The 26,596-nt window shown below is 40.1% G+C and carries 15 protein-coding genes and 1 tRNA gene; 10 read left to right on the forward strand and 6 right to left on the reverse strand.

Annotated features, from left to right (window positions below; all coding sequences use genetic code 11):
- Nucleotides 1-22: 22 nt before the first annotated feature.
- On the reverse strand, nt 23-1,699 hold the full coding sequence (locus BN3912_RS04145) for a S41 family peptidase (protein ID WP_023984232.1): 1,677 nt from the start codon (nt 1,697-1,699) through the stop codon (nt 23-25).
- Between the two features lie 161 nt (nt 1,700-1,860).
- On the opposite strand from BN3912_RS04145, the gene BN3912_RS04150 reads away from it, so the two are divergent.
- From BN3912_RS04150 to BN3912_RS04195, 10 genes are all read left to right on the forward strand, one after another.
- Nucleotides 1,861-1,934, forward strand: a tRNA-Asn gene (locus BN3912_RS04150).
- A gap of 245 nt (nt 1,935-2,179) precedes the next feature.
- Complete coding sequence (gene rimP / locus BN3912_RS04155) at nt 2,180-2,647, forward strand: ribosome assembly cofactor RimP (RefSeq protein ID WP_023984233.1); 468 nt, start codon at nt 2,180-2,182, stop codon at nt 2,645-2,647.
- Between the two features lie 109 nt (nt 2,648-2,756).
- Nucleotides 2,757-4,022: a transcription termination factor NusA gene (nusA, locus tag BN3912_RS04160; RefSeq protein WP_023984234.1), complete on the forward strand. Its 1,266-nt coding sequence runs from the start codon at nt 2,757-2,759 to the stop codon at nt 4,020-4,022.
- Between the two features lie 113 nt (nt 4,023-4,135).
- Nucleotides 4,136-7,048: a translation initiation factor IF-2 gene (gene infB, locus BN3912_RS04165; protein WP_023984235.1), complete on the forward strand. Its 2,913-nt coding sequence runs from the start codon at nt 4,136-4,138 to the stop codon at nt 7,046-7,048.
- A gap of 100 nt (nt 7,049-7,148) precedes the next feature.
- Entirely contained in the window at nt 7,149-8,594 is a 1,446-nt protein-coding gene (gene sufB, locus BN3912_RS04170) for a Fe-S cluster assembly protein SufB (RefSeq protein ID WP_023984236.1), read from the forward strand.
- 73 nt (nt 8,595-8,667) lie between these two features.
- The gene (sufC, locus tag BN3912_RS04175) at nt 8,668-9,420 is read left to right on the forward strand and encodes a Fe-S cluster assembly ATPase SufC (RefSeq protein WP_004369243.1); all 753 of its coding nucleotides are present in this window, start codon (nt 8,668-8,670) and stop codon (nt 9,418-9,420) included.
- Entirely contained in the window at nt 9,413-10,756 is a 1,344-nt protein-coding gene (sufD, locus tag BN3912_RS04180; protein ID WP_023984237.1) for a Fe-S cluster assembly protein SufD, read from the forward strand. Before sufC ends, sufD begins: the two co-directional genes overlap by 8 nt.
- Before the next feature lie 113 nt (nt 10,757-10,869).
- The gene (locus BN3912_RS04185; protein ID WP_023984238.1) at nt 10,870-12,084 is read left to right on the forward strand and encodes an aminotransferase class V-fold PLP-dependent enzyme; all 1,215 of its coding nucleotides are present in this window, start codon (nt 10,870-10,872) and stop codon (nt 12,082-12,084) included.
- A gap of 97 nt (nt 12,085-12,181) precedes the next feature.
- Nucleotides 12,182-12,790, forward strand: a complete 609-nt coding sequence (locus BN3912_RS04190) for a ribonuclease HII (RefSeq protein ID WP_016665457.1) — start codon at nt 12,182-12,184, stop codon at nt 12,788-12,790.
- 12 nt (nt 12,791-12,802) lie between these two features.
- Complete coding sequence (locus BN3912_RS04195; protein WP_023984239.1) at nt 12,803-13,702, forward strand: helix-turn-helix transcriptional regulator; 900 nt, start codon at nt 12,803-12,805, stop codon at nt 13,700-13,702.
- A 460-nt stretch (nt 13,703-14,162) separates the two neighbouring features.
- On the opposite strand, the gene BN3912_RS04200 is transcribed toward BN3912_RS04195, so the two are convergent.
- From BN3912_RS04200 to BN3912_RS04220, 5 genes are all read right to left on the reverse strand, one after another.
- Entirely contained in the window at nt 14,163-18,173 is a 4,011-nt protein-coding gene (locus tag BN3912_RS04200; RefSeq protein WP_036859563.1) for a hybrid sensor histidine kinase/response regulator transcription factor, read from the reverse strand.
- A 328-nt stretch (nt 18,174-18,501) separates the two neighbouring features.
- Entirely contained in the window at nt 18,502-20,271 is a 1,770-nt protein-coding gene (locus tag BN3912_RS04205) for an exo-alpha-sialidase (protein ID WP_230204635.1), read from the reverse strand.
- A gap of 299 nt (nt 20,272-20,570) precedes the next feature.
- Nucleotides 20,571-21,416 (reverse strand): hypothetical protein, encoded by an 846-nt coding sequence (locus BN3912_RS04210; RefSeq protein WP_230204636.1) that lies wholly within the window; start codon nt 21,414-21,416, stop codon nt 20,571-20,573.
- Nucleotides 21,417-21,571: 155 nt separating this feature from the next.
- On the reverse strand, nt 21,572-23,266 hold the full coding sequence (locus BN3912_RS04215) for a RagB/SusD family nutrient uptake outer membrane protein (protein WP_023984243.1): 1,695 nt from the start codon (nt 23,264-23,266) through the stop codon (nt 21,572-21,574).
- Between the two features lie 17 nt (nt 23,267-23,283).
- Nucleotides 23,284-26,427: a SusC/RagA family TonB-linked outer membrane protein gene (locus BN3912_RS04220; protein ID WP_023984244.1), complete on the reverse strand. Its 3,144-nt coding sequence runs from the start codon at nt 26,425-26,427 to the stop codon at nt 23,284-23,286.
- Nucleotides 26,428-26,596: the final 169 nt, after the last annotated feature.

The raw sequence follows: 26,596 nt of genomic DNA on the forward strand, positions 1-26,596 counted from the left end.
GGTAGAGTAAGCACGGAGGCGCTTACTTCTTGGGTTGCAGTATCTTCCGGTATTCGGCAGGATTATTGAGCAGTCGAAGTGCCTCTTTCATTTGTTTGTCGCGGAGTAAGGTGTTTTGAATGGCACCCGATTGAAAATGATAGGCTGTAACGATATCCTTCGAGATGATTTCTTTCAGTTCTTTTTTATTATGATCGAGGTCTCTTGAAAGATTATGGCTCAACTTCTTCTCGAGATTGTCGAAGTCGGCCTTGGTATCTTCATAATATCCCTCGAATTTAGCTAACTTCACGAGGTTTTTTAAATACTTCTCGCTTTCCCTATCATAAGTAAATCCGTTCTTTATAACACACTTTTTGAAGTCTTCGAAGTCTTCGTCGCTGATCTGGAAACCGGCAGGATCTTGTAATGTTGGATGCTTGGCAATGTAGTTTATCTCATATTCGAGCATCGATTCCGTAGAATCTACCGCTACGCCATAGCCGTCGCTGTTCGAGAGATACACGGCTATGTTCGACATAGTGTCGGGTTTTACTTCCACATCAGGCATGATACCTCCTCCGTCGCGTACAATTCTACCGTTGGCAGTATGGAATTCTTTCGTCAGAGAGTCGGGCACATGCTCCGTATAGCCTCCGCGTGCATGTTTGTAATTGATGGCCTGAATACACCTTCCACTCGGTATATAATATTTTCCGGTGGTAAGTTTCATACTTCCGTTATAGGGTAAGTCCATGGTTAACTGTACGAGCCCTTTGCCATAGGTACGTGTGCCGAGTATAATGGCACGGTCGAGGTCTTGCAGACTACCGCTCGTTATCTCACTCGAACTTGCCGTTCCGCCGTCGACCAATACAACCATCGGCATTATTGTATCTATGGGTTCTACCGTCGTTTTGTATTCGCTATTGGCGCGTTTCAGCTTTCCAACGGTTTTAACCAATGAAAGTCCTTTCGGTACAAACATGTTGATGACGTTCGCGGCCTCTGATACAGAACCGCCGCCATTACCTCGTAAGTCGAGTATGAGTCCTTTTGCCCCTTGTTTTTTTAAGTCGATGAAAGCACGTCTTACATTCTTTGAACAGTCTTCAGTAAAGGAACTCAGGTTAATATAGCCGATATTCCCCACTTGCATGCCGTAATAAGGAACGGCAGGAAGTTGTATTGCCTTGCGAGTAATTTTAATTTTCATCACCTTACCGGTCGACGGACGCTTTATCTTTAATAAAAATGTACTCCCTGCATCGCCCATAAGGTGTTGGCTTACATAGCTTGTAGACTTATTTACCATGGAAGAATCGTCGATTGCCAATATTATATCACCTTTTTTCAGGCCGGCTTCAGCAGCGGGCATATTGGCATATGGTTCTTCGATGATAACTTGTTTGTTGTGATGATTATATCTAATGATGGAGCCGATACCTGCATATCGTCCTGTTATCATCGATTTTAAGGTCTTAACTTTATCTTCAGGATAATATTCGGTGTAAGGATCTAAGCTTCTCAGCATAGCATTGATACCGTTGCCGATAACCTCATTGGCATTGAGAGTGTCTACATACATGAGATCAAGGTTCTTGTAGATGGTATTGAATACATTCATATTCTTGGCCACATCGAAATTATGTTCTCTCTCCGTTTGTGCCATTGAAGGCAAAGAAATTATCAATAAAAGATATAATGCAAGTTGTTTCATATTCTATATATTATTGTTGCAAAAGTAATATATTCATGTCGTATTTCTTTAATAACCTCCTAAAAATTATTGTATTTTAGCGGATGAAATGAAAAAAATATCAAAAAGTTTGGTGATATAAAAAAAACGATGTACCTTTGCATGCGCAATAAAAGGACAATGCTTCAATAGCTCAGTTGGTTAGAGCACCTGACTGTTAATCAGGGGGTCGTTGGTTCAAGCCCATCTTGAAGCGCATGGAAAAGGATTACTTCGGTAATCCTTTTTTGTTTTGTATCGATTTTTGTTTACGTTGAGGGTGTTCAGAAAGTGCAGAGTTTGTTTTCCTATTAATGTTATATGTTTAAGAAATAAGATGATTTATGGTTGTAAAATTTTGAAAAATCTTTGGAGTTGAACGTTTTTTTTCGTAATTTTGCAGCGTTCAGTGGAATGAGGGGCTCACCGAAGAGCTCCTCATTTTATTTTAATAGGATATGTATGATTGATAAAAACGCCGTAGAAAAGTTAGTTGACGAGTGGTTGCAAAACAAAGACTACTTTCTTGTAGGGGTGGAAATTAGCCCTGATGACAAAATTGTGGTCGAGATAGATCATGCCGATGGTGTATGGATAGAAGATTGCGTTGAGTTGAGCAAGTATATTGAAGACCATCTCAGTCGCGATGAAGAAGACTATGAGTTGGAAGTAGGTTCGGCAGGCCTCGGTCAACCTTTTAAGGTTCCGCAGCAATATATTAATTTTATAGGTAAGGAAGTAGAGGTGCTCGATGCTGACGGCGTGAAAGTGAAAGGCCTGTTGAAGAGCGTAGACGGTAACGAGTTTGTAGTTACGGTGCGCGAAAAGGTAAAGGTTGAGGGTAAAAAACGTCCTGTGTTGCAGGATGTGGACCATGCTTATCGGATGGATGAAGTAAAGTATACAAAATATTTAATAAGTTTCAAATAAGTTTTAACGTTCGTCTGTGCACAAATATGTGGTGCATATTTTTGTAGATGTTTTTCCGCATGATTGTCGTAGAGCATAGATGTAGAGCGTATTAAAAAGAGAAATCGCTATGGTAGCAAGAAAGAAAGATGAAGAAACCGTAAGCATGATCGACACTTTTCGTGAGTTTAAAGACACGAAAAATATCGATCGTACTACATTGGTAAGTGTATTGGAAGAGAGTTTCCGTAATGTGCTTGCCAAGATATACGGGAGCGATGAGAACTTCGATGTAATTGTAAATCCCGACAAGGGAGACTTCGAAATTTATCGTAATCGTATGGTAGTGGCAGACGGAGAGGTAGCCGATGAGAACAAGGAGATAGCTCTGAAAGAGGCGCAGAAGATAGAACCCGACTATGAAATAGGCGAAGAAGTTTCAGAGCCTGTAAACTTTGCGAAGTTCGGTCGACGTGCTATTCTAAATCTTCGTCAGACTTTGGCTTCGAAGGTACTTGAACTTGAGCATGATTCGTTATACAATAAGTATAAAGATCGTGTAGGGCAGGTGATTTCGGGCGAGGTCTATCAGATTTGGAAACGCGAGGTACTTGTGGTGGATGATGAAAACAATGAGTTGATTTTGCCAAAGAGCGAGCAAATTCCATCTGATCAATATCGTAAAGGTGAAACAATTCGTGCCGTAATCTTACGTGTAGATAACGAGAATAACAATCCTAAGATTATCCTTTCTCGTACAAGTCCGATGTTTCTTGAGCGACTGCTTGAGGCCGAGGTACCCGAAATTAACGATGGACTTATTTCTATTAAGAAGATTGCACGCATGCCAGGAGAGCGTGCAAAGATTGCTGTAGAAAGCTATGATGAGCGTATTGATCCGGTTGGAGCTTGTGTGGGCGTGAAAGGTAGCCGTGTTCATGGTATCGTGCGGGAACTTTGTAATGAAAATATCGATGTGATCAACTACACTTCCAATGTGAAACTATTCATACAACGTGCATTGAGTCCAGCTAAAGTTACTTCTATAACGGTGGATGAAGAGAATCATAAAGCAGAGGTATATCTACAACCGGAAGAGGTAAGTTTGGCAATCGGCCGTAGCGGTTTGAATATAAAATTGGCATCGATGCTCACAGAATTTACGATAGATGTATTCCGCGTGCTCGATGAAAATGAAGATAACGAAGATATTTACCTTGATGAATTTGCCGATGAGATAGATCAGTGGGTAATCGATGCTATTAAGGCCATCGGTCTTGATACTGCAAAGCAGGTGCTGAATGCCCCACGTGAAATGCTTATCGAGAAAGCAGACCTCGAAGAGGAGACCGTTGATAACTTGTTAAGAGTACTGAAAGCGGAATTTGAACAGTAGTGCTTACTTTTCGAAAGATTGCATATTGCAGAAATACAGCGGGCAATCAATGAAAATAGAAAATGTATATACAGGCACTACAAATTTAGGAAATAAGAATTAAAGGAAAATAGATGAGCATCAGATTAAACAAAGCATTACGGGAATTGAATATAGGACTTCAAACGGCAGTGGAGTTCCTTGAGAAGAAGAGTGAACTGGGAGAGGTAAAGGCTGAACCGAGTTTTAAACTCAGTGATGGCCAATATCAGGCTTTGGTCGAGGCTTTCAAGCAAGATGCTGAAGTAAGAAATCAAGCTGAGAAGCTCTTCCAGAAAAAGCCGAAAGATAAAAAGCATGCGCCGGAAGCTAAAGATACTCGTGCCGAAAACTTATTAGAATCGTCGAATCAGCAGCAATTTAAGCCGTTGGGTAAGATCGATCTCGACAGTTTAGGTAAGAAATCGGCGGGAGAAAAGTCTGTTGCTGCAGAATTAAAGAAGACTGCTGAACCGAAGACTGCTGCCGTCAGTCGCGTTCAGATACAGGAAACCGAGCTTTCGACAGGTTCTGCCAAGGAAGAAAGACCTACAGCAAAAACAGAATCGAAGACTGAAAAAACGGTTGAGACAATAGAGTCGAAGAAAGCGGAAGAGTCTGTTATGACTACTGAAACAACCGAACAGGATGAGAAATCACAGCAGGTTTCGCAATCAAAACTGCAAAAAAGAGAGGAAGAGCAGTTTGTGCAACAAGAATCTCAAGATGAAAATGTGGAGGCAGAAGCGCAGGACGAGGCTGTTACATCGGAGATAGAAGAAAATGATGAACCTAAACTGTTCCAGTTAAAGAGTGAAAAGAAGATTTTAAATACGCCCAAAGTAAACGTACTTGGCAAGATAGATCTTGACTCGCTTAATCAGAGTACGCGTCCTAAGAAGAAGTCAAAAGAGGAACGTAGGAAAGAACGAGAAGAGAAATCACAACAAAGTGGTGAGCGTAAGAAGCGCGTACGGATTAATAAGGAACGCGTGGATATCAACGCAGCAGTCAATCAACCGAGCTCAACCGGTAATAATAACAAGAATAATAATAAGAAAAAGAAAAATCGCAATAGCCGTAATCAGAGGCCTTTAGAGGTAAACGAAGAGGACGTTGCACGGAAAGTAAAGGAAACGCTCGCCCGCCTGACCAACAAACAAAGCCAAAATAAGAAAGGGGCCAAGTATCGTAAAGAGAAACGCGAGGCAGTACAGGAGCGCTTAGATGAGGAGGCAAGAGCAGAAAGGAAAGAGAGCAAGACGCTGAAACTGACAGAGTTTGTAACCGTAAGCGAACTTGCTACCATGATGGATATTTCTGTCAATCAGTTGATAGGAACACTGATGAGCGTAGGTATCATGGTGTCTATCAATCAACGACTTGATGCTGAAACGATTAATCTTGTGGCAGAAGAGTTCGGTTTCAAGACTGAATATGTGAGTGCGGAAGTACAAGAGGCTGTGAGTGAAGAGGTGGATGATGAGAACGATCTTGTGCCTCGTGCGCCGATTGTTACCGTAATGGGACACGTAGATCATGGTAAAACCAGTCTTCTCGACCATATCCGTAATACAAATGTGATTGCCGGAGAGGCCGGAGGTATTACACAACATATAGGTGCTTATAACGTAACGCTCGCCAATGGAAAGAAGATAACTTTCCTCGATACACCGGGGCACGAGGCTTTTACTGCCATGCGTGCCCGTGGTGCTCAAGTTACGGATATCGCAATCATTATTATTGCAGCCGATGATAGCGTGATGCCGACTACGAAGGAAGCCATTGCGCATGCACAGGCAGCCAATGTACCGATGGTGTTTGCCATTAACAAGATCGATAAGCCCGGGGCTAATCCCGATAAGATACGCGAAGACCTGTCGCAAATGAACCTGCTTGTAGAAGAGTGGGGCGGTAAATATCAGTGTCAGGAAATTAGCGCAAAAAAGGGTATAGGCGTATCCGAATTGCTTGATAAGGTTCTCTTGGAAGCGGAAATGCTTGACCTGAAAGCCAATCCTAACCGTAAAGCCACGGGTAGCATCATCGAATCGTCGCTTGATAAGGGCCGCGGATATGTAAGTACGTTACTTGTCAGCAACGGTACATTGCACGTCGGCGACAATGTAATCGCCGGAACGAGCTGGGGACGTATCAAGGCTATGTTCAACGAACGTAACCAACGTATCGAAGAGGCTAAGCCGGCAGAGCCGGCAATCATTCTCGGTCTCAACGGTGCACCTACGGCCGGTGACCAATTCCACGTGCTCGATACGGAACAGGAAGTAAGAGATATCGGTAATAAACGTTTACAACTGCAGCGCGAACAAGGGCTCCGTACACAGAAACGTCTTACTTTGGGCGATATTTCACACCGTATCGCATTGGGTGAGTTCAAGGAACTGAACATTATTGTCAAAGGTGATACCGACGGTTCTATCGAGGCATTGAGCGACTCTTTCATCAAGATGTCGACGGAAAAGATAAAGGTCAACGTGATTTACAAGGCTGTAGGCCAAATTTCCGAAAGCGATGTAACGTTGGCAGATGCTTCGGATGCAATCATTGTAGGCTTCCAAGTACGTCCTTCTGCAGCCGCAAGAAAGCAGGCAGATCAAGCTGGAGTAGAGATAAATACCTATTCTGTGATTTATGATGCGATCGACGATGTAAGGTCGGCAATGGAAGGAATGCTCGATAAGGTAAAGAAAGAAGTCGTTACCGGACAGGCAGAAGTAAAGCAAGTGTACAAGATATCCAAGGTAGGTACCGTAGCCGGTGCGATGGTAACCGAAGGGAAAATACATCGTGCGGACAAGGTGCGTGTGGTTCGCGATGGTATTGTAGTTCATACAGCACCGATCAACGCTCTGAAGCGTTACAAAGAAGACGTGAAAGAAGTGGCAACCGGTTTCGAATGCGGTATCAGCCTTGTCAATTACAACGATATTCAAGAAGGCGATATTCTTGAATCATTCACCGAGATAGAGGTGCAGCAGAAGTTGTAGAATAAGGTAACATTTGTGACCGGAGGCGGTTCTGGTATAACATTTGTATATGGATAGGGGCGGACCGGAATAGGCCCGCCTCTGTAATTCAGATGAGATAATGGAAGAAAACAATAAAAACGAGTTCGTAAAACAAGTTGCCGAACGGAAGTATGAGTTCGGCTTTACGACGAATATACATACAGATATCATCCCGAAAGGACTGAATGAGAATGTTATAAGGCTGATATCCCAAAAGAAAGAAGAACCGGAATGGCTGCTCGATTTCCGTTTGAAAGCCTATGAATATTGGAAAACGATGTCTATACCTACATGGGGACATCTGCATTTGCCTGAAATAGATTTCCAAGATATATCTTATTATGCCGATCCTTTAGCAAAGAAGCCGAAGAACAACAAGATCGATCCGGAGTTAGAAAAGACATTCGACAAACTCGGTATACCGTTGGAAGAGCGGCTGGCATTAAGCGGAATGGCGGTAGATGCTATCATGGACTCGGTTTCCGTTAAGACAACATTCAAAGAGAAGCTCGCCGAAAAAGGTATAATCTTTTGTTCTATCGGCGAAGCGGTAAAGAATCATCCGGAATTAGTACGCGAATATTTAGGAACAGTAGTACCATATAGAGATAATTTTACCGCTGCCTTGAACAGTGCTGTGTTTAGCGATGGCTCATTCGTTTATATACCTAAAGGCGTAAGATGCCCAATGGAGTTGAGCAGTTACTTCCGTATCAATGCCCGAAATACAGGACAATTCGAGCGTACATTGATAATTGCCGATGATGATTCTTATGTTTCGTATCTTGAAGGGTGTACCGCTCCGATGCGTGATGAAAACCAATTGCACGCCGCTATTGTAGAAATTATCGTGAAAGACCGTGCAGAAGTGAAGTATTCCACCGTACAGAATTGGTATCCGGGCGATGAACAAGGCAAGGGAGGTGTGCTCAATCTTGTCACGAAACGGGGTGATTTGCGGGGTGAGAGTTCCAAACTATCATGGACACAGGTAGAAACCGGAAGCGCCATTACATGGAAATACCCGTCGTGCGTCTTACGTGGAGACAATTCACAGGCAGAGTTTTACAGTGTTGCCGTTACCAATAATTATCAAGAGGCAGATACGGGAACGAAAATGATCCATATGGGTAAGAATACTAAAAGTACAATTATTTCTAAAGGAATCAGTGCCGGACACAGTCAAAACTCATATCGAGGACTGGTAAGAGCTACTCCTAATGCGGATAATGCACGGAATTACAGTTCTTGCGACAGCCTGTTACTTGGCAGTGATTGCGGTGCACACACCTTTCCTTATATGGATATACATAACGATACTGCCATTATAGAGCATGAAGCTACGACATCCAAGATTAGCGAAGACCAGTTGTTCTACTGCAATCAGCGTGGTATTCCGATGGAAGATGCAGTAGGATTGATTGTGAACGGCTATGCCAAAGAAGTGCTTAACAAACTTCCTATGGAGTTTGCCGTAGAGGCCCAGAAGCTCTTGAGCGTATCTCTCGAAGGAACAGTAGGATAGGATAATAGGAAGACTTATCCTATTATAGGCAAATAAAAGATAATATATTTAGGTATAGAATAAAGATAATAATATGTTAGAAGTTAGAAATCTTCATGCCACAATTGCCGGCAAAGAAATATTAAAGGGCATTAATCTGACTATACATGATGGTGAGGTGCATGCTATCATGGGGCCGAATGGTTCCGGAAAGTCCACTCTGAGTGCGGTTCTTACGGGTAATCCGCTATATACAGTGACCGAAGGAGAAGCGATTTTTAATGGAAAAAATCTCTTAGAAATGAAACCTGAAGACCGTGCACGTGAAGGATTGTTCCTTTCTTTCCAATATCCGGTGGAAATACCCGGTGTATCTATGACCAATTTCATGCGTGCGGCAATCAATGCAAAGCGTGAGTATCAGGGGCTCGAACCTATGAGTGCGGCCGATTTTATCAAGCTGATGAAAGAGAAACGCAAGCTTGTCGAGTTGGATGCTACCCTTTCACATAGGAGCGTGAACGAGGGTTTCAGCGGAGGAGAGAAGAAACGTAACGAGATTTTTCAGATGGCCATGCTCGAACCGAAGCTAAGTATTCTTGATGAAACAGACTCTGGTTTGGACATCGATGCATTGAGAATTGTGGCCGAAGGCGTGAATAAACTGAAAACCCCCGATACATCTATTATCGTCATAACGCACTATGAACGCTTGCTCGATATCATTAAACCGGAATTTATTCACATACTTTATCAGGGCAGAATAGTCAAAACCGGCGGTCCTCTGTTGGCTAAAGAGATCGAAAAGAAAGGGTATGATTGGATAAAAGCAGAAGTAAATGAGTAGTGAAAAGCAATATATAGACCTTTATAACGGGTATCGGCAAATGATCCGAGAACATAGTTCGGAGGTCATGAATGCAGTACGCGATAAGGCTTTTGACGATTTTCAGCAACTGGGTTTTCCCTCTAAAAAAGCCGAACGCTATAAATACATCGACATTCAGAAGATTTTCGAGCCTGATTTCGGGCTTAATTTAAGACGATTAGAGATGCCTTTAAATCCTTATGAGGAATTTAAATGCGGAGTACCCAATCTGGATACATCTCTTTATTTCGTAGTCAACGACAGTTTTTATTCCAAGATACGGCATGGAAATCCTCTTCCTGAAGGTGTAATCGTGGGCTCTCTGCGAGATGAGACCGCAAAAAATCCCGATTTCATCGGTAAATATTATTCTAAAATAGCCAAGACGGAAGAGGATGCGATAACGGCTCTTAACACCATGCTTGCACAAGACGGCTTACTGGTTTATGTTCCCAAGGGTGTAAAGGTAGACCGCGCAGTGCAGGTTATAAATATTCTTCGTTCGGATATAGATCTCATGCTGAACCGTCGTGTGTTGATTATTGTGGAAGAAGAAGCCGAAATCAAGCTACTTTTCTGTGATGACAGCGCCGACGATCGTAACTTCCTCGCCACACAGGTTATAGAAGTATATGTGGCAAAGGGCGCAAATCTCGATTTATATTGCTTGGAAGAAACGCATCATAAGAATACCCGTGTGAGCAATGTGTACGTAGAACAGCAGGCAAACAGCCGTGTCAACCACAATATTATTACGTTGCATAACGGCGTAACCCGTAATCGGCTCGACTTAGTGTTCAAGGGAGAGGGTGCCGAATGCAACTGCAACGGCTGTGTGATTGCAGATAAGCAGCAGTTTGTTGACAACAATACGTTGATAGATCATCAGGTGGGACATTGTACAAGCAACGAACTCTATAAATATGTACTTGATGATCGGGCGACAGGTGCGTTTGCCGGCAGAGTCGTGGTACGCCATGATGCACAAAAGACTGTATCTGAAGAACGTAATCAGAACCTGTGCATCACGAAAGAAGCACACATGTACACCCAACCCATGCTCGAAATATATGCGGATGACGTAAAGTGTGCCCACGGTAGTACGGTAGGACAACTGAACGATGCGGCACTTTTTTATATGCGTCAGCGTGGAATCAGTCTGAAAGAAGCCAAGCTGTTACTTGAATTTGCATTTGTGGGCGAGGTTATAGACCAAATTAAACTCGAGCCTCTGCGCGAGCATCTTCACCACTTGGTTGAGAAACGTTTCAGAGGTGAACTGAACAAATGCGAAGGATGCAAACTCTGTCAATGACGGTATAACCCCCAGAAGTCTCCTTGCAAGTCTATTTACTTGCAGTGGAGACTTGTATTTTTATATATTTCGAACCATTCTTCCATCAGAAAGATACAACATGTTTTAGGCCTATGTATGATATTAATAAAATACGTAAAGATTTCCCCATTTTATCGAGAAAGATATATGACAAGCCGCTTGTTTATTTAGATAATGCCGCCACTACCCAGAAACCTCTGTGCGTATTGGATGCCATGAGGGAGGAATATCTAAATGTAAATTCCAACGTACACCGCGGAGTTCATTGGATGTCGCAGCAGGCAACGGAGCTACACGAGGCAGCTCGCGAAACCGTACGTAAGTTCATCAACGCCCGTAGTACTGCTGAAGTGGTGTTTACAAGAGGAACTACCGAAGGTTTAAACCTCATAGCATCTTCTTACAGTGATGAGTTTATGCAGACAGGCGATGAAGTTATCGTTTCTGAAATGGAACATCATTCCAACATCGTGCCTTGGCAGTTGGCTGCGCAGCGCAAGGGAATAGTCGTAAAGGTTATTCCTATCACCGATAAAGGCGAGCTTAATCTCGATGAATTCGCCGATTTATTCACATCGAAGACCAAAATCGTAAGCATTACCCATGTGAGCAATGTGCTCGGAACCATTAATCTGGTGAACGAAGTCGTACGCATTGCTCACGAACACCATGTGCCTGTGGTAATCGACGGGGCACAAAGTACGCCGCATTTCAAGGTAGACATGCAGGCTATGGATTGCGATTTCTTCGTTTTCAGCGGTCATAAAATGTACGGACCTACGGGTATCGGCGTGCTTTATGGTAAGGAAGGATGGCTCGAGAAGCTACCTCCGTATCAAGGAGGTGGCGAGATGATCGAGAATGTAAGCTTCGACAAGACCACTTTCGAGCGTCCTCCATTGAAGTTCGAAGCCGGAACGCCGGACTATATTGCCGCGCATGGGCTTGCCAAAGCTATAGAATATATGTCGTCTATCGGCATAGAGAACATACAGAAGTATGAACAAAGCCTAACGGAATATGCCACCGAAAGGCTGAAAACTATCGATGGAATGAGGATTTTTGGCAAGTCGGCGCATAAAGATGCTGTTATTAGCTTTCTTGTCCGTAATATCCACCACATGGATATGGGCACGCTACTCGACCGGCTCGGCATTGCTGTGCGAACCGGACATCACTGCGCACAGCCGTTGATGGCGCGTTTAGGCGTGTTAGGAACCGTAAGAGCCTCTTTTGCACTATACAATACAAAAGAAGAGATAGATATCCTGACCGATGGGATCAGCCGTGTAACGGCCATGTTTTAATAGGTGTATCCTATAGAATTCTGCATTTTGCCTCCGAAAAAATTTCATTAAAGAAAGTTTCTTGTTAATGTGTATTCACGATAAAGTAGAAATTAATATGCTGAAAAGTCACTATTATGAGGAACTGTTAGAGGCGGGTTGCGACGAAGCCGGTCGCGGATGTCTTGCCGGAAGCGTATATGCGGCGGCGGTAATCCTGCCGAAAGATTACGACAACCCGCTGCTCAACGACTCCAAACAGTTAAGCGTAAAGTTACGATACGAGCTGCGCAGTCAGATCGAACGCGACGCCACGGCGTGGGCGGTAGGTATTGTAACGCCCGAAGAAATCGATCGAATCAACATACTCAAGGCAAGTTTCTTGGCTATGCACCGTGCACTCGACCAGTTGGCCGTGCGCCCGCAGGCCGTTATCGTAGACGGAAACCTCTTTATTCCCTATCAAGATTTGCCATATACCGCTATAGTGAAGGGCGATGGCAAGTATCAAGCTATTGCTGCAGCCAGCATCTTGGCCAAGACTTACCGCGATGATTACATGGAAGAACTGGCTCTTGAGTACCCTCAATACGACTGGCAGCACAATAAGGGCTATCCAACGTCGAAACACCGTGCAGCGATCAGATTGCACGGAATAACCCCCTATCACCGCAAAAGCTACAATCTTTTGGGCAATGATGAACTTACGCTGCATTTTCGCGACTAACACGTTACAGTTATGACGATGGATAAATTCGGACGGGAGCTCGACCTAATTCTCTTATTGACCGATGGAGGGCGATATTCTGCACAGGATATAGCCGACAAGCTGGGCATAACGCGCCGTAATCTGTACTATTATTTTGAGTATCTGAGAACATGCGGCTTTCATCTGATTAAGGAACATGCGCATTACAGGCTTGACAGACAGTCGCCATTCTTCCGTAAACTGCACGAAAACATTGCGCTCAATGCCGACGAAGCAGCCTATCTGCGGCGCCAGTTGGAGGGTGTTGATAAAGGAGACACCGTGGGCAATGCCATCAAAGTAAAGCTGGAACGCTTTTACAATCTTGAAGAATTTACCGATCCTGCTGTGTTGAAGCGAAACGTGCGTAATGTAAGACTGCTCAAAGAGGCCATTGCGCAACAGAAAATCGTAACCCTTTGCGGCTATTCATCGCCTCATAGCAAGAGCGTTTCCGACCGTTTAGTGGAGCCTTTCCTGCTGATGAACGGCGATGGCGATGTGCGTTGTTACGAATTGGCGTCTGAGATGAATAAGACATTCAAAGTGTCTCGCATAGATAATGTGAAGATACTCGACGTAGAGTGGTTGCATGAAAAGCGCCATCGCAATGTGTTTACCGATGTTTTCATGTTCAGCGGTGAAGAAAGTTTCCATGTGGTGCTGCGCTTAGGCATCCTTTCTCACAATCTTTTGCTCGAAGAGTATCCTCGGTCGACCGGCCATATTCGTGAAGAAGACGACTGTCATTGGCTCTTCGAAACCGATGTGGTAAGTTATTTAGGCATCGGCAGATTTGTATTAGGACTTTACGATGATATCGATATCGTAAGAGGCGAAGACTTCAAGAATTACATTCAGGAAAAGATACATAAAATGGCTCTGCAGTGAAAGCATAACGTTTGTGTGCGATGTACAGTATATCTAATAGCGATTAATATATTGTTTGTTGTTCTTAGATTATACATTTGTTTCCGCTGTTCCGAACTGCCCTCGGCCGTAAATAGAAAATGTATTAACTTTCTGTTGTTCATCTTTTTTCAGAATAATGCGGTACGATTGTGCAATTCTTATAGAAAGAGTATGACAAGATTATAAATGTATTATATAAAAAGATAAAACCTCGGAGCTTTTCAATAGTTTGTTTCGTAAGCGTTTTGCTTTAAACAAAGTCGATTCTTCTAAACTTTAAAAGATAAAGATGTTATAAAAAGAGTTTATTAAGGAAATGCTATTATGGTTTAACAGATATTTCTTTGAGTGTTTGCCTTGGTGTCGTTTAAAAATATATTGAAAGTAATAAGAAGCCAAAAATAAAAATATCTTTGCTTATTCTAAAACGATGTGCAAGTTAAATATTTTTTTGATATTCTGTAGGGCTCATACCTATATGCTTTTTAAACGTCTTTGAAAAGTAATTAGGATCAGAAAAACCAGTCTGATATGCTGTTTCTGAAACATTATAACCGCTGCGGAGTAGACTACAAGCTTTATCTAAACGTTTTTTACAAATATAGTCGCCCATCGACATGTTGAGCAAACTACGCATTTTGATATGCAATAGGCTACGGCTGATGGCCAGTTCTTTCGTAATATCTCCTACAGAGAAATCGCTGTTATCAATATTATTTTCTACCAGATCATTTATCTTATGCAAGAAACTTTTATCGAGTTCGCTTAAAGATATAGCATCGATTTCTCCGTTTCCCGCATTAACAATTTCCGTTTGTCGGGCTTTCTGTAAGTGAATGATATTCTTAATTTGCAATTCAAGTATCTGAGGATCGAAAGGTTTCGATACATAAGCCTCTGCACCACTCTTATATCCGCTCACCACATCGTCCTGTTCTGTTTTAGCTGTAAGAAGAATGACGGGGATATGGGATGTCGCCATATCTTGCTTCAACGTTAGACAAAGGGTGAAACCATCCATTGGAGACATCATAACATCTGATACGACTAATTGTATATTTTCCCTATGAGTTATTTCTAAGGCATCATGTCCATTCTCAGCCGTATATACATTATACTTATTTGAGAAATATTCGCTCAAAAACAAAAGCAGATCTTTATTGTCATCGACAATAAGGATAGAGAGGTGATTGGCATTGTTTATAGCTGAAAATTCCATCACAGTTCTATCGATATTCATCAAAGATTCAGAAAATTTATATTGACTGATAGGCACGATAACTTTATCTTCATTAATTTTACATTTAGGATCAAAGGCTGTATCGCTTACATTGACGAACACAACAAAGGTACTGCCGTTACCAACAGAACTCTCTACTTTTATCCAACCTTTATGTATTTCTACCAAACGTTTTACAAGAGCTAATCCTATACCCCATCCGCTATTATTGACATTATAACCGCGTTTGGTTTGATAATAGCGTTCAAAGATATTCGTCAATTCCTCGTTCTCAATACCGATACCGGTATCGGTAATCTCTATTTTCAGATAAGTATAAGGTGCTGTCTCTGTGGTTGTAATACTTACATTTGCTATAACTCGTCCTTCTTCTTGCGTAAATTTCAAGGCATTGGAAAGCAAATTGTTGGTTATATGTTCTATATATGAAGGGGAAAACCATACTTCCTCACCGTTGTTCTCACAGTTGGCGCAAAGAATAATCTTCTTCTCTAAAGCCATATCATAAAACGAAAGAATCAAGAGTTCTATAAATTCCAACGGATTACCCTTTTGGATGTAAAAAGGGAAATTCGCATTTTCTACTTTATTAAAGGTTACCAACTCATTGATAAGATTTTCCATTTTTTGCGTATTTTTGATTGCTGTTTCAAGGTACTTTTTAGATTTATTGCTTAACTCTAATGTAGAAATACTCTTTAACGGGGCAATAATAAGGGATAAAGGTGTCTTGAGTTCATGCGAGACAGCGGTAAAGAAATTTAATTTGGTTCTGTCTATCTCTTCGATCTTTTCTTTTTCAATGTTAGCAAGTCTAATTGCATTCCGTGCTCTCATACGAGCAGCAAAAACAGAGTAAACAACATAACCGAAAATACTTGCGAGTATTAAATAAAAGAAATATGCCCATCCGGAACGATAAAAGGGAGGTTCTACGATAATTTTAATAGATTTGACAGGACAACTATTCCAATTACCATTAGAATTATTTGCACGAATATGAAGATAATAAGTTCCTACCGGTAAGTTGTTTCCTACAAACTTACGCTCGGAACTTACGTTTCTCCACTCTTTATCAATTCCCTCTAAGCGTATCTGATATTCTATCGTACCGGCATCGCCGGGAATAATAACACCGTATTCTATACTAAACGAGCGGGCCTGACTGTAAGAAAGAATTATTTCAGAGGTGTCGTCGAGTTCTCTTACCAAAGGGGAATGTGGGGAAGAAGCATTTATAATACAATTGTTGATAATCAGATTTTTCAAGTGTACATGGAAAGGCCCTGACTTATGATGGATAGAAGAGGGAGAGAATGTGACCAATCCATGTACCGTACCCAGAAGCAACGTTCCGTTGTGGCTCATCAACGATGAAGAGAAATTAAATTGGTTAGTAGGTAAACCGTCATCAATAGTGTATCTTACAAATGTATGTTTAGCAGGTACATACTCATAAAGTCCAAGACTGGAACTTATCCATAGTCCACCATTACGATCTCCGATAATACTGCATATCGTACTTTGAGATATGGGTCCGGTAGTAGCTACAGACATTATCCTACCCTCTTTCGGATCCATATATTGTAGTCCATTGTTATTAGTACCGATCCATAGTCTTCCATAATGATCTTGGTAGAGACATGTAATATAGTCATCTTTAAGACCGGTTGTATCTCCTTTTCTCCAATTCGTTATTTTCCGTGTGTTTCCATCAATTCGAAATAATCCTTGTGTTATAGTACCTACCCAGACATTATCTTGTCTATCTACATGAAGTGTATAAATAAATAATGAGTCTAACACGCTATTTCCACAGGGATAAAAGTAATCTTGTTCGGCATCATAATACAATAATCCATGTGATGTTGCCACCCATAGTCGGCCGTTCCGTTGACTTGCAAAATAGAAAATGGCATCGGAACGAAGCCCATTGGTAAATAGATATTCTTTAAAACGACCAGTATTAAGATTATATCGATAAAGCCCATTCCGATATGTGCCAATCCAAATTTCTGACAATTTATGATTATAGTAGAGACTATGTATATTGGTTCCAAGATTTGGTATTTTGTTAAATACATTTATGGTTCCTTGATTGGCGTCATATATATTCAATCCTCCGTCTTCAGTAGCAATCCAAAATTTATCCGGAGCAGTTTCTATCATCATTCTGACAGCTTTTCCTTTTATATCATGGGCATTGTATCCCGGCTCTATACTCCTAAATAACTTGCTGTTATGAAGTAATATATCCACTCCTCCGAAATAAGAACCAATCCAAATATTATGATTGCGGTCACATAAAATATTGTAGATAGCATTATCACTAAGGCAGTTTGTGTCTTGAAAACGATGCCGTAAAATCTCGATATCCCCGTTCTTCTTAATAATGGTAATGCCCTTCTCTGTACCTAACCATATATTATGTAACCAGTCTTCCTTAATAACACGCACAATACCATTCGAAATATCTTTCGGCTCATATATCTTCGAAATATTATGGGCTAAATCCATATTCATAACGCCCTTGCCATTTCTGCCTATCCACAATTTACCGTATGAATCGAACAGCATAGGGATAATACCATCGACACCAGTTATGAAATCGGCATAGTATTTCGAATTTAGACGTGTGATCTTCGTCATTGAAGAGTTATAATAAAATATAGAATAATTCGTTGCTACGAAAATATTATCTTCTTTATCGACAGCAAGTGAGATAATGTATTCATGATCAAATGATGGATATGGTATAAAAACATCTTTCTTTTCATCATATATATACAGTTGTTCACTGCCACAGATTATTTTTCCTTTGCTCGTTTCTGCTATAGACGAGACTCGTCCTCTTGGTAGTTTATAAGACTTAAAATCATCTGTCGTAGGGCGATAACGACATATCCCTCTTTGAGTACATACCCAAAGACGTTTTCTTTTATCTAAATAAATGCAGTTTACGAAATTATGTACCAATGAATTGGGATTGTTATCCTCATGAAAATAGTTTTTTATACTATAACCATCATAACGTGAGAGTCCACCACGTGTCCCAATCCAAATGTTACCTTTAGCATCTTGCATAAGAGCTTCTACCTGCTGATAAGGTAATCCTTGTTCGCTTGTTAGATGCTTAAATTTATAATTTTCTGCATTGTCCGACAAACAATACATCAAGATAACAATTATAGTCAGTAGATGCTTCTTCATAAAAGAATAACTGAAATTACGCAAGTTCGGGGATAATAATATTGATGTAAATACTTTTCTATTATAATTTTTATGCAGATGTTATGTTTCCATGTACTGTGTATCTGTCTTATACAAGGTATGTATTATTGATACAAGTATTGTCATCAAAAGTACCAAAAATACAGTTCTTTCTTTATTTTTGCTGTCATTTCATCATATCGAAAATATATGTATCTAAATAGTAATCAATATATTATAATAACTATGGAAAACGACGATAAAAATACATATTTTTCTTTTCTTTTGTTTTATTCGAATTTATCGTATAACTCTATGAAAAAATCAATTAAAGAAGTATCTTTTTATAGATAACGCGCCCATCAATAAGCTTTATTTTCATAAAAGATACTCCCTTAAATGGTACTACACCCGTAAGATAACAGCCAGATTGATTAAAGTTTTTCTGCATCTTCCCGTCTATAGAATATAGTGAAACAAATTTTAAAGGAACTTCGCTTTTAATAATAAAACGATGATCTGTAACTGTTACACTTACGCTATTATCACGATTGGTCTCAGATATCCCCGTTTTCTCGGGTTGCCTCAACTGAAATTCCATCCATGTGCACGACTGATTTCTATTTGCATCGGGCATCTTATCCGTTAACATTGTATTTGATCTACGGTCTTGTAACTCTATCGTTGCGGCCATTCGCTGAAGAACCGGAGGTGCCATTTTCCCCAGATCACGCCATGGAATGGCTGTCTCTACAACATAATAAGTCTTCGAATTATTAGAAACTACTTTATAGTTTATATGCAGGTTTTCCTGTTTCCATACGCCATCGTTGCCTTGCCAACTCTGCACAATCCCATCTAAACGAAAAAAGAAGCTATACATTCCTTTTGTAGGCGTGTTGCTACTTACGTTATCTACATCGATGAGTAACCTCACACCATCAATCTGATTACCGGAAGCATATTGCGTATGATCGGACACACGTGAGGTAAAATATAAAGAATCTTTATCATAGGCAAAATCTCCGGTAAAGCGTACCCCGTTTGTATTTCCTAATATTATTTGTGTCGCATTCGGTTTATAATATCCTTCTTTGTGAGTTTGTATACCATCTATTTTTGGTTTGGCGTATGGAGCCTGTAATAACTTTGTAGGATATCCTTTGATCATTTCTATTTTTCCGTTTATACCTCCTACGGCAATAACGATTCCTGTATCGACCACGGCCAGCGAATTCCATAGACATTCTTCTTGAGTTCCTATCACAAAGGGATTGCTCAATGCCTTAAAATCTTGGGCTCTATCATCTCCTACTGCAACCAGCATATTCAATAGAGAGCCGTGGTTGTAATTTGATTGGTAAGAGAGAACGGTTTCGCCCCATGGCAATACCCGCAAATATGGAGCACCGCCCGTAGCAATCGGACAGAAATTTAAATCTAAGGTTTTATTTCTATATGAACTGTTAGCGTCTATCCAATTATTAGTCCAATTATTATCGAGAAGGCATCTTACCGTTGTGGGGAAAAAATCATGAATACCGGTCCACCCGTTATCTTCTATTGCAACAACAATCGATGACCGATCTTTCAATAAAATGGGTACAGGCATACCGTCACGGAAGCCTGCCCTAAAAGATATCTTCTGTACTTTACTCCAAGTTCTGCCTTGGTCGAATGAACGGCACATGGATATCTGCTGTTCGTTACTATTTGTGTATGGCCCTTCATCCGCAAAATAAAGTTGTAATTCGCCTGAAGGTAATTCTAGCATAGAAGGTTCCCAACAACCATCATCAAATGTATAAGAAGCATCGTTCACAAAAATCTCTTCGCTCCATGTGGCTCCGTTGTCTATACTCCTTTTGCAACGAATACCGAACTTTCGGTCATCGGTATATGGCTTACTCGGACGAGGGTTATACGCAACGATTATCGTACCATCAGATAATTGAATTAAATCGGGTACGCAGTTAGGAATATTATTTATATTGTTTACAATCTTTTGGGGAGCTGTCCATGAATTTCCCATATTTCGACTGAAAGCAACAACAATGCCATTACTTTCACACGTAGCCATCAGTCTTCCGTCTTTCAATTGGATAATTCGGGCATATCCTCCGCTTTCAAAAACAGTCTTCCGTGTAGATGTATCCCAAAATATCCGGGACCTTGTATAGGGGGATGTGTTCTCTGCATTTAAAGATAATGCGACCAATAGGGAAATTATGACGAATGCGAATCTATTTGATTTCATTTTTACTTACTTAATTTATCATACATGATTTATCCGATTTGGGAAAAGAAATTGATATAAGCACGTCTGCATTACTTTATTCTGTAAAAAATATGTTATTGTATCGATCTTGATACAGCACCTTATTTGTTTACCTACTCTTAGTAAAGTGTAACCTCGAACTTAATTTTTGATACAGCAGATACTTTAGCATTGGCCGATGAAGTACGCACAAGCGTATATATAACATCCCTATCAGTCAAGTTCATTTCTGAACCCGATGCAATTTCTTTTCCATTTGCATACAATATTCCATCGCCATCAACTACATATTCGGGAATTATATGCGTTAAATCTGTCCCAATAGGTAAAGCAAAAATATAGGTCTGAAGGCTTTGATCATACGCATTGCGCTGAAGAGTACCAAGTACTCCTGCAATCTTTATTGATGTAAATTCGGGATAAATCATCGGGTACAGTTTATAGTTGCGAATGGAACCGTAATCAGACACTACTCGTAAATTGTGCTGTTTTGTCATGTCGTAATAGTTCTTTGAATTGTACAGTTCTTCATCAACGTATATTTTCGAAGAATCGGAAGCAATCTCGAAAGATAATCTTACTCGGGCAGTATTAATTTTCAGTTCTTTATCATTATAAAGCTGTTTTATCGGGAAGCACATCATCCAACTATCAGTGTCAACAAGTTCTGCAAAATACACGTTCGGTCTTATTGATGAAAATATCCGATCTATTGTTGTTACATCGTCTTTCACAACAACATCAAAGGCGGTAGTATCACGACGTAATCCCTTTCCCATGAAAGTATCATAAGTAGAAGCTACACATACAACATGGAACTTCCCCGGAACGGCATACGAATAAGTGAACAATCCCTTATTAACTATAAATCCTGTGTCGCTCGAATCTCGTAAAGCATACGAATGTCCTTTGTCTCCTGTATATATGACTGCCTGATCTGCAATTCCAGTAAATTGTATTTCCATAGATTGGTTAATTTCTAATTGAGTAGTATTTACTATAACAGAAGCTATAGGTGTATCCGCCTTTTTATTCTCATCTGTACAAGCTATTATAAATAACGTTAAGCATGCACACATTATTATGTAATAATACTTTTTCATTGTAATTCAATTCTAAATTAATACCCTGGATTTTGTTCGACGACTCCATTAGATATATCTATTTCTGTTTGAGGTATCGGGAAAATCTCATTTACTTTCTCACGGAAATATGCGCCACGGCGAGTTGCAGTGTATCCGGCAAATGTGTGGAAGATGGATACAGCACGCCCTTGGCGAATAATATCAAAAAAACGATCCCATTCGAATGCAAACTCCATTCTGCGTTCCTGCCATATCTGATCGCGAATAAATCCATACCCTCCGGCCACATACAGTTTGGTGCTCCCGTTTATTGTGTTGACTTGCGACTTGCATTTATTCAAATTGGCAAGTGCACCCTCTCTATCACCGCATTCATTCAATGCTTCAGCATACATTAAAACTACATCTGCGAAACGTAGTATCCTCCGGTTCTTACCGTTATCTCCGGCATATTTAGGTTTATCTTTCTTCGGGGTGTACCATTTTAATGATACATAGCGTCCTTCACCTCCTTGCCAAATCTCTCCGTCAAAAGTTGTTCCTTGATGATGGATGGTATAGTCTTTACGAACATCAGTATTAAAGATATCTGAGAGGAGTTTATCAGTCATATACATTTTTACATTACCTACATCAAAAAATTCAAGCCCTGCTCCTTCATTAGTATCTCCCACCGATCCATCAGCACTTTCTTTGAATACAACTTCAAAAATCGAACCTTTACAAAATTCTCCGTCTGTATAGAACTGGAAGAGATAAGACCATTTATCTCCATTGTGCAAAAACTGACCATAATAATCCTGATAAGCAAGAGAATATGCATTGTTAAGTGCTGTAAGCTGATCATCTGGAGACTCGTATTCACCGGTCGCCCCTGCATCTATCAATCGTTTAGGTTTAAACCACAATCGTTCACGCAAAGACTCCCATCCTTCGCTATTTTCATTTCTTACCATTTGAGCATAAGTCATTTGAGCACCGTCTACAAAGTATTTACCAAGTTCTACAATTTGCTCCCATTTATCTGATGTTATACCCGGTTTCGCTTCATACATAAGGACTTTCATCAGCAGTGCTACAGCAGCTCCGCGCGTAGCCTTACCATATTCTGTTACATTAGAATATACAACAGGCAGCATGATAGCAGCCTCACGTAAATCTTTTTCTATGTAAGCGTAACATTCTTCTTTTGTACTTCTTGGAACGACCAAAGCCTCTACCGATTCTTCTTCCGGTCTAATAGGAACACCTCCAAAGGTCTTTACCAAATTAAAGTAATAAAATGCACGTAGGAATTTTGCTTGGCCATAAATATAACGTATCGTTTGATAAGCAGAATAATCGTTGGTAGATATCCTTACCCTATTAATATTGTGGATTACTTGATTAGCACGATGTATACCTTTATAATTGATATTCCAACGAGACAGTATCCATGTGTTAGATGTGTTGAAACGGAAATTCACTAACTGTCCCATTTGCGAAGATAGCCCCTCATCTGTACCAAATACATTATCACTCATAGCTTCTCCAAAACGCCATTCGGTTTCATTGAATTGATCAGACTGTAATACATCGTACGCAGCATCTAAAGTAGATTGCATTTTATATTGCGTATTATAATAAGTTTTATCGGTAGCATTTGCTAAAACTTCTTTATCAAGAAAATCATTACAACTTATCAAGAAAATAAAGCAAGTTATTCCTAAAACTATATAAAATATCTTCATAATCATATTCCTTTTTATTATAAACTGAGTTTTATGCCGAATGAAAATGAACGTACCTGAGGATAATTACCTTGATCTACCCCCATATTAAGATTATTGCTTTCTGTTCCGACAACTTTACCTACTTCTGGGTCAAAGCCATCGTAACCCGTAAAAGTCAATAAATTATAAGCAGTTAAAGAAAAAGCTAAATTAGGTATATTCCATTTTGAAAGAATATGCTGTGGGATGTTATAAGTAAGTGTTAGTTCTTTTAAGCGAATATATGATCCATCTTTAATAAAGAAATCACTTGCTCGGAAATTGCGTGGAGCATCATTATTACTCAAATCTGGAATAGAAGCATCAATATTCAATGGAAAATAAGTACGTTTTTGTTCTACAAGCTGTCCGGACCAATGCTTGCTTCTAATATTGGCATATACATTTCCTGATGCAGCATTGTATAAATAATAATCCATCACATTGAAAATCTTATTACCCGTCTGTCCTTGAAAAAATAAATTAATATCGACATTCTTATATCCAATGGAAAGCGGTATGCCAAAAACAAATTTAGGCAATGACGATCCCAGATAAGTACGATCTTCCGCCGTAATCTTATGATCTCCATTCAAATCTTTAAAACGGAAATCGCCGGGCTTTGTTGTTTGCTCGAAATTATTCTTTCCAACTTCGTACTGCGCACTCTTTTTAACCTCATCATAACTTTGGAATATCCCATCCGTAACATATCCGAAGAAACTTCCGATGGGTTGGCCTACAGCAGTTTTCGTAACGTAATCTACAACGCTACCTTCACTTAGATACGAACCATAGACAGGTTCATTTCCTGTACCAAGATTAATAACCTTATTTTTAATATAAGATAGATTAAATCCAATAGAATAATGCCAATTCTCTTTAATATTGTCGCGCCATTTCACATTAAATTCCCATCCATAATTCTTTACGGTTCCAGCATTCGTCATCGGAGCCTTATCAAGTCCTGCGGAACTTACGGTTGGCACACGTAATAACATATCCGTTGTCTTACGATTAAAATATTCTGCTGTAAAGTTCAGTTTATTATGTAAGAAAGTTAGATCAACTCCAATATTGTAGCTTTCGCTTCTTTCCCACTTTATATTATTATTGCCGAGAACTGTTGCTGTAGAACCTTCCCAGATACTGTGATTTCCCAGTCCGTAAGCATAGTTGTAACCGGAAGTAAGATAAGTGTATCTTGCAAGTTCATCAATACGATTATTGCCGAGGATACCCCAACCTATACGAAACTTTCCTTGTGTAAGCCAAACTATCTTTTTCATAAATGTTTCATTGGAGAATTTCCATCCAAGAGATACTGATGGGAAAATGCCCCATCGGTTATTTTTAGCAAATTTTGAGGAACCATCAGCACGTATATTTGCTTGCAGTAAATAAGTATCATTGTAACTATAGTTCACGCGTCCGATTATACCAATTGCTGTCCATTCACGATCTAATCCGTAGGTTTTATCTCCAGTATAAGCACTCGACAAATAATGGAAAATACTTTCGTTACTTGGTGTACCGTAACGAGAAGATTGCTGATAGCTGTGCTTATAACCTTCTGCTGTTTGTCCGGCAAGCATGGTTAGATTATGACGTTTGCCACTCCATATAAATGTGAGGAGATTATTGACCTCCCATTTATTGGCTGTACTTTGATATTTGTATACCGATGACAGAGAATAAGGCATTGTGAAATCTTCATCAAGTCCCCATACGGCAAAGAAATTATCGTCTACATAATGTACTGTATAGAAAGACGTCTTAAACTGATATGTTAGATACTTGCATAATTTTATATCAACACCCAAGTTCATATCGAGTCGATTGGTATGCACCTTATCATTATCCCTATCAAGTACTGCAAGAGGATTATTACTATACCAATAGCCTTTATTGTTATGAAGATATAACATCGGACTTTCATAGAGAGCCTGTTTCAATATACTTCCAGAACCTTCGGGAACTATTAGGCGTTTTTCATTTGTGAATGATATGTTGGCAGTTAAGTTTAACCACTTTGCCAATAATGTATTTATATTCACACGTGCATTGAAACGCTTGTAGCCCGATGTTTTTATAATGCCTTGTTCATCGTAGTAACTCGTACTGACAAGATATTGCGTCTTATCCGATCCTCCCGAAACAGATATCCCATGTTGCATCTTTAGCCCTGTACGTGTTATAGCGTCCCACCAATTACCAGCAGAATTATGGCGAATGGTATCAAGTCTTTCGAACTTCGATTGATCATAAAAATAGGTTCCATCAGTCATCTTAGACATATATAGTCTGCCATCTGCCGAATAATCGGAAGTACCATTTATATAATCCTGCATAAGCGCATAATCCTCCAATCCCATCACTTTGATTTTCTTCCAGGGATTGGATATACCAATATAACCGTCGTAGGTAACTTTGGTCTTTCCTTGCTTACCGCTTTTAGTTGTAATGGCAACTACACCATTGGCTGCTCGTGATCCATAGACGGCGCTTGAAGCAGCATCCTTAAAAATTTCTACATTATCTATATCGTTAGGATTGAGATGATTTATATCGTCCACGATAAAGCCATCGACTACATATAAAGGATCGGCATCATTGATCGTACCTGTGCCACGAATTTTTATAGTTGTAGTACTACCGGGTGCTCCTGTATTCTGAATGATATTTACACCTGCTGCGCGTCCTTGTAATGCTTGCAACGTAGATGATACCGGCGTATGGTTGATTTCCTTTCCGCTAATAGAAGAAATAGAGCCAGTAACATCACTCTTTTTCTGTACACCGTAACCGATAACAATCAATTCATCTAATTGTCTTGAAGTCGATTCTAAAAAAACATCTATCTTTTTCCTGCCATTCAAAGTAATCTCTTGTGGCGTAAAACCCAAATACGAAAATGTAAGGGTTGCCTTAGGCGATACATTAATGCTATATTGCCCGTCAATGTTGGTAATTACACCATTAGCTGTTCCTTTCTCTCTCACAGTGACACCGATTAAAGGATCATTAGACAGGTTATCAACAACTGTTCCCGTTACAGTAATATTTTGCGCATAAGATATTGACATGTAAGATATCAGCAACAAGAAAACCAATATTCTTGTAATATAATGTTTACACATATTTTTAGCTTTAGTTTATTAGAAGCATTCTCATTCTATATATTTAGATACAAATTAAAGAAAATAACCAAGATTATCAGCCTTAGATGAGTGAAGCTGTTAAAATCAGAGGATTTGTTACCTCCTGTCCTCTTCGTTAAGAGGAGAACAGGAAGAAATCTTATTCCTT

It is taken from the genome of Prevotella phocaeensis (genome assembly GCF_900065875.1).
Lineage (GTDB): Bacteria > Bacteroidota > Bacteroidia > Bacteroidales > Bacteroidaceae > Prevotella > Prevotella phocaeensis.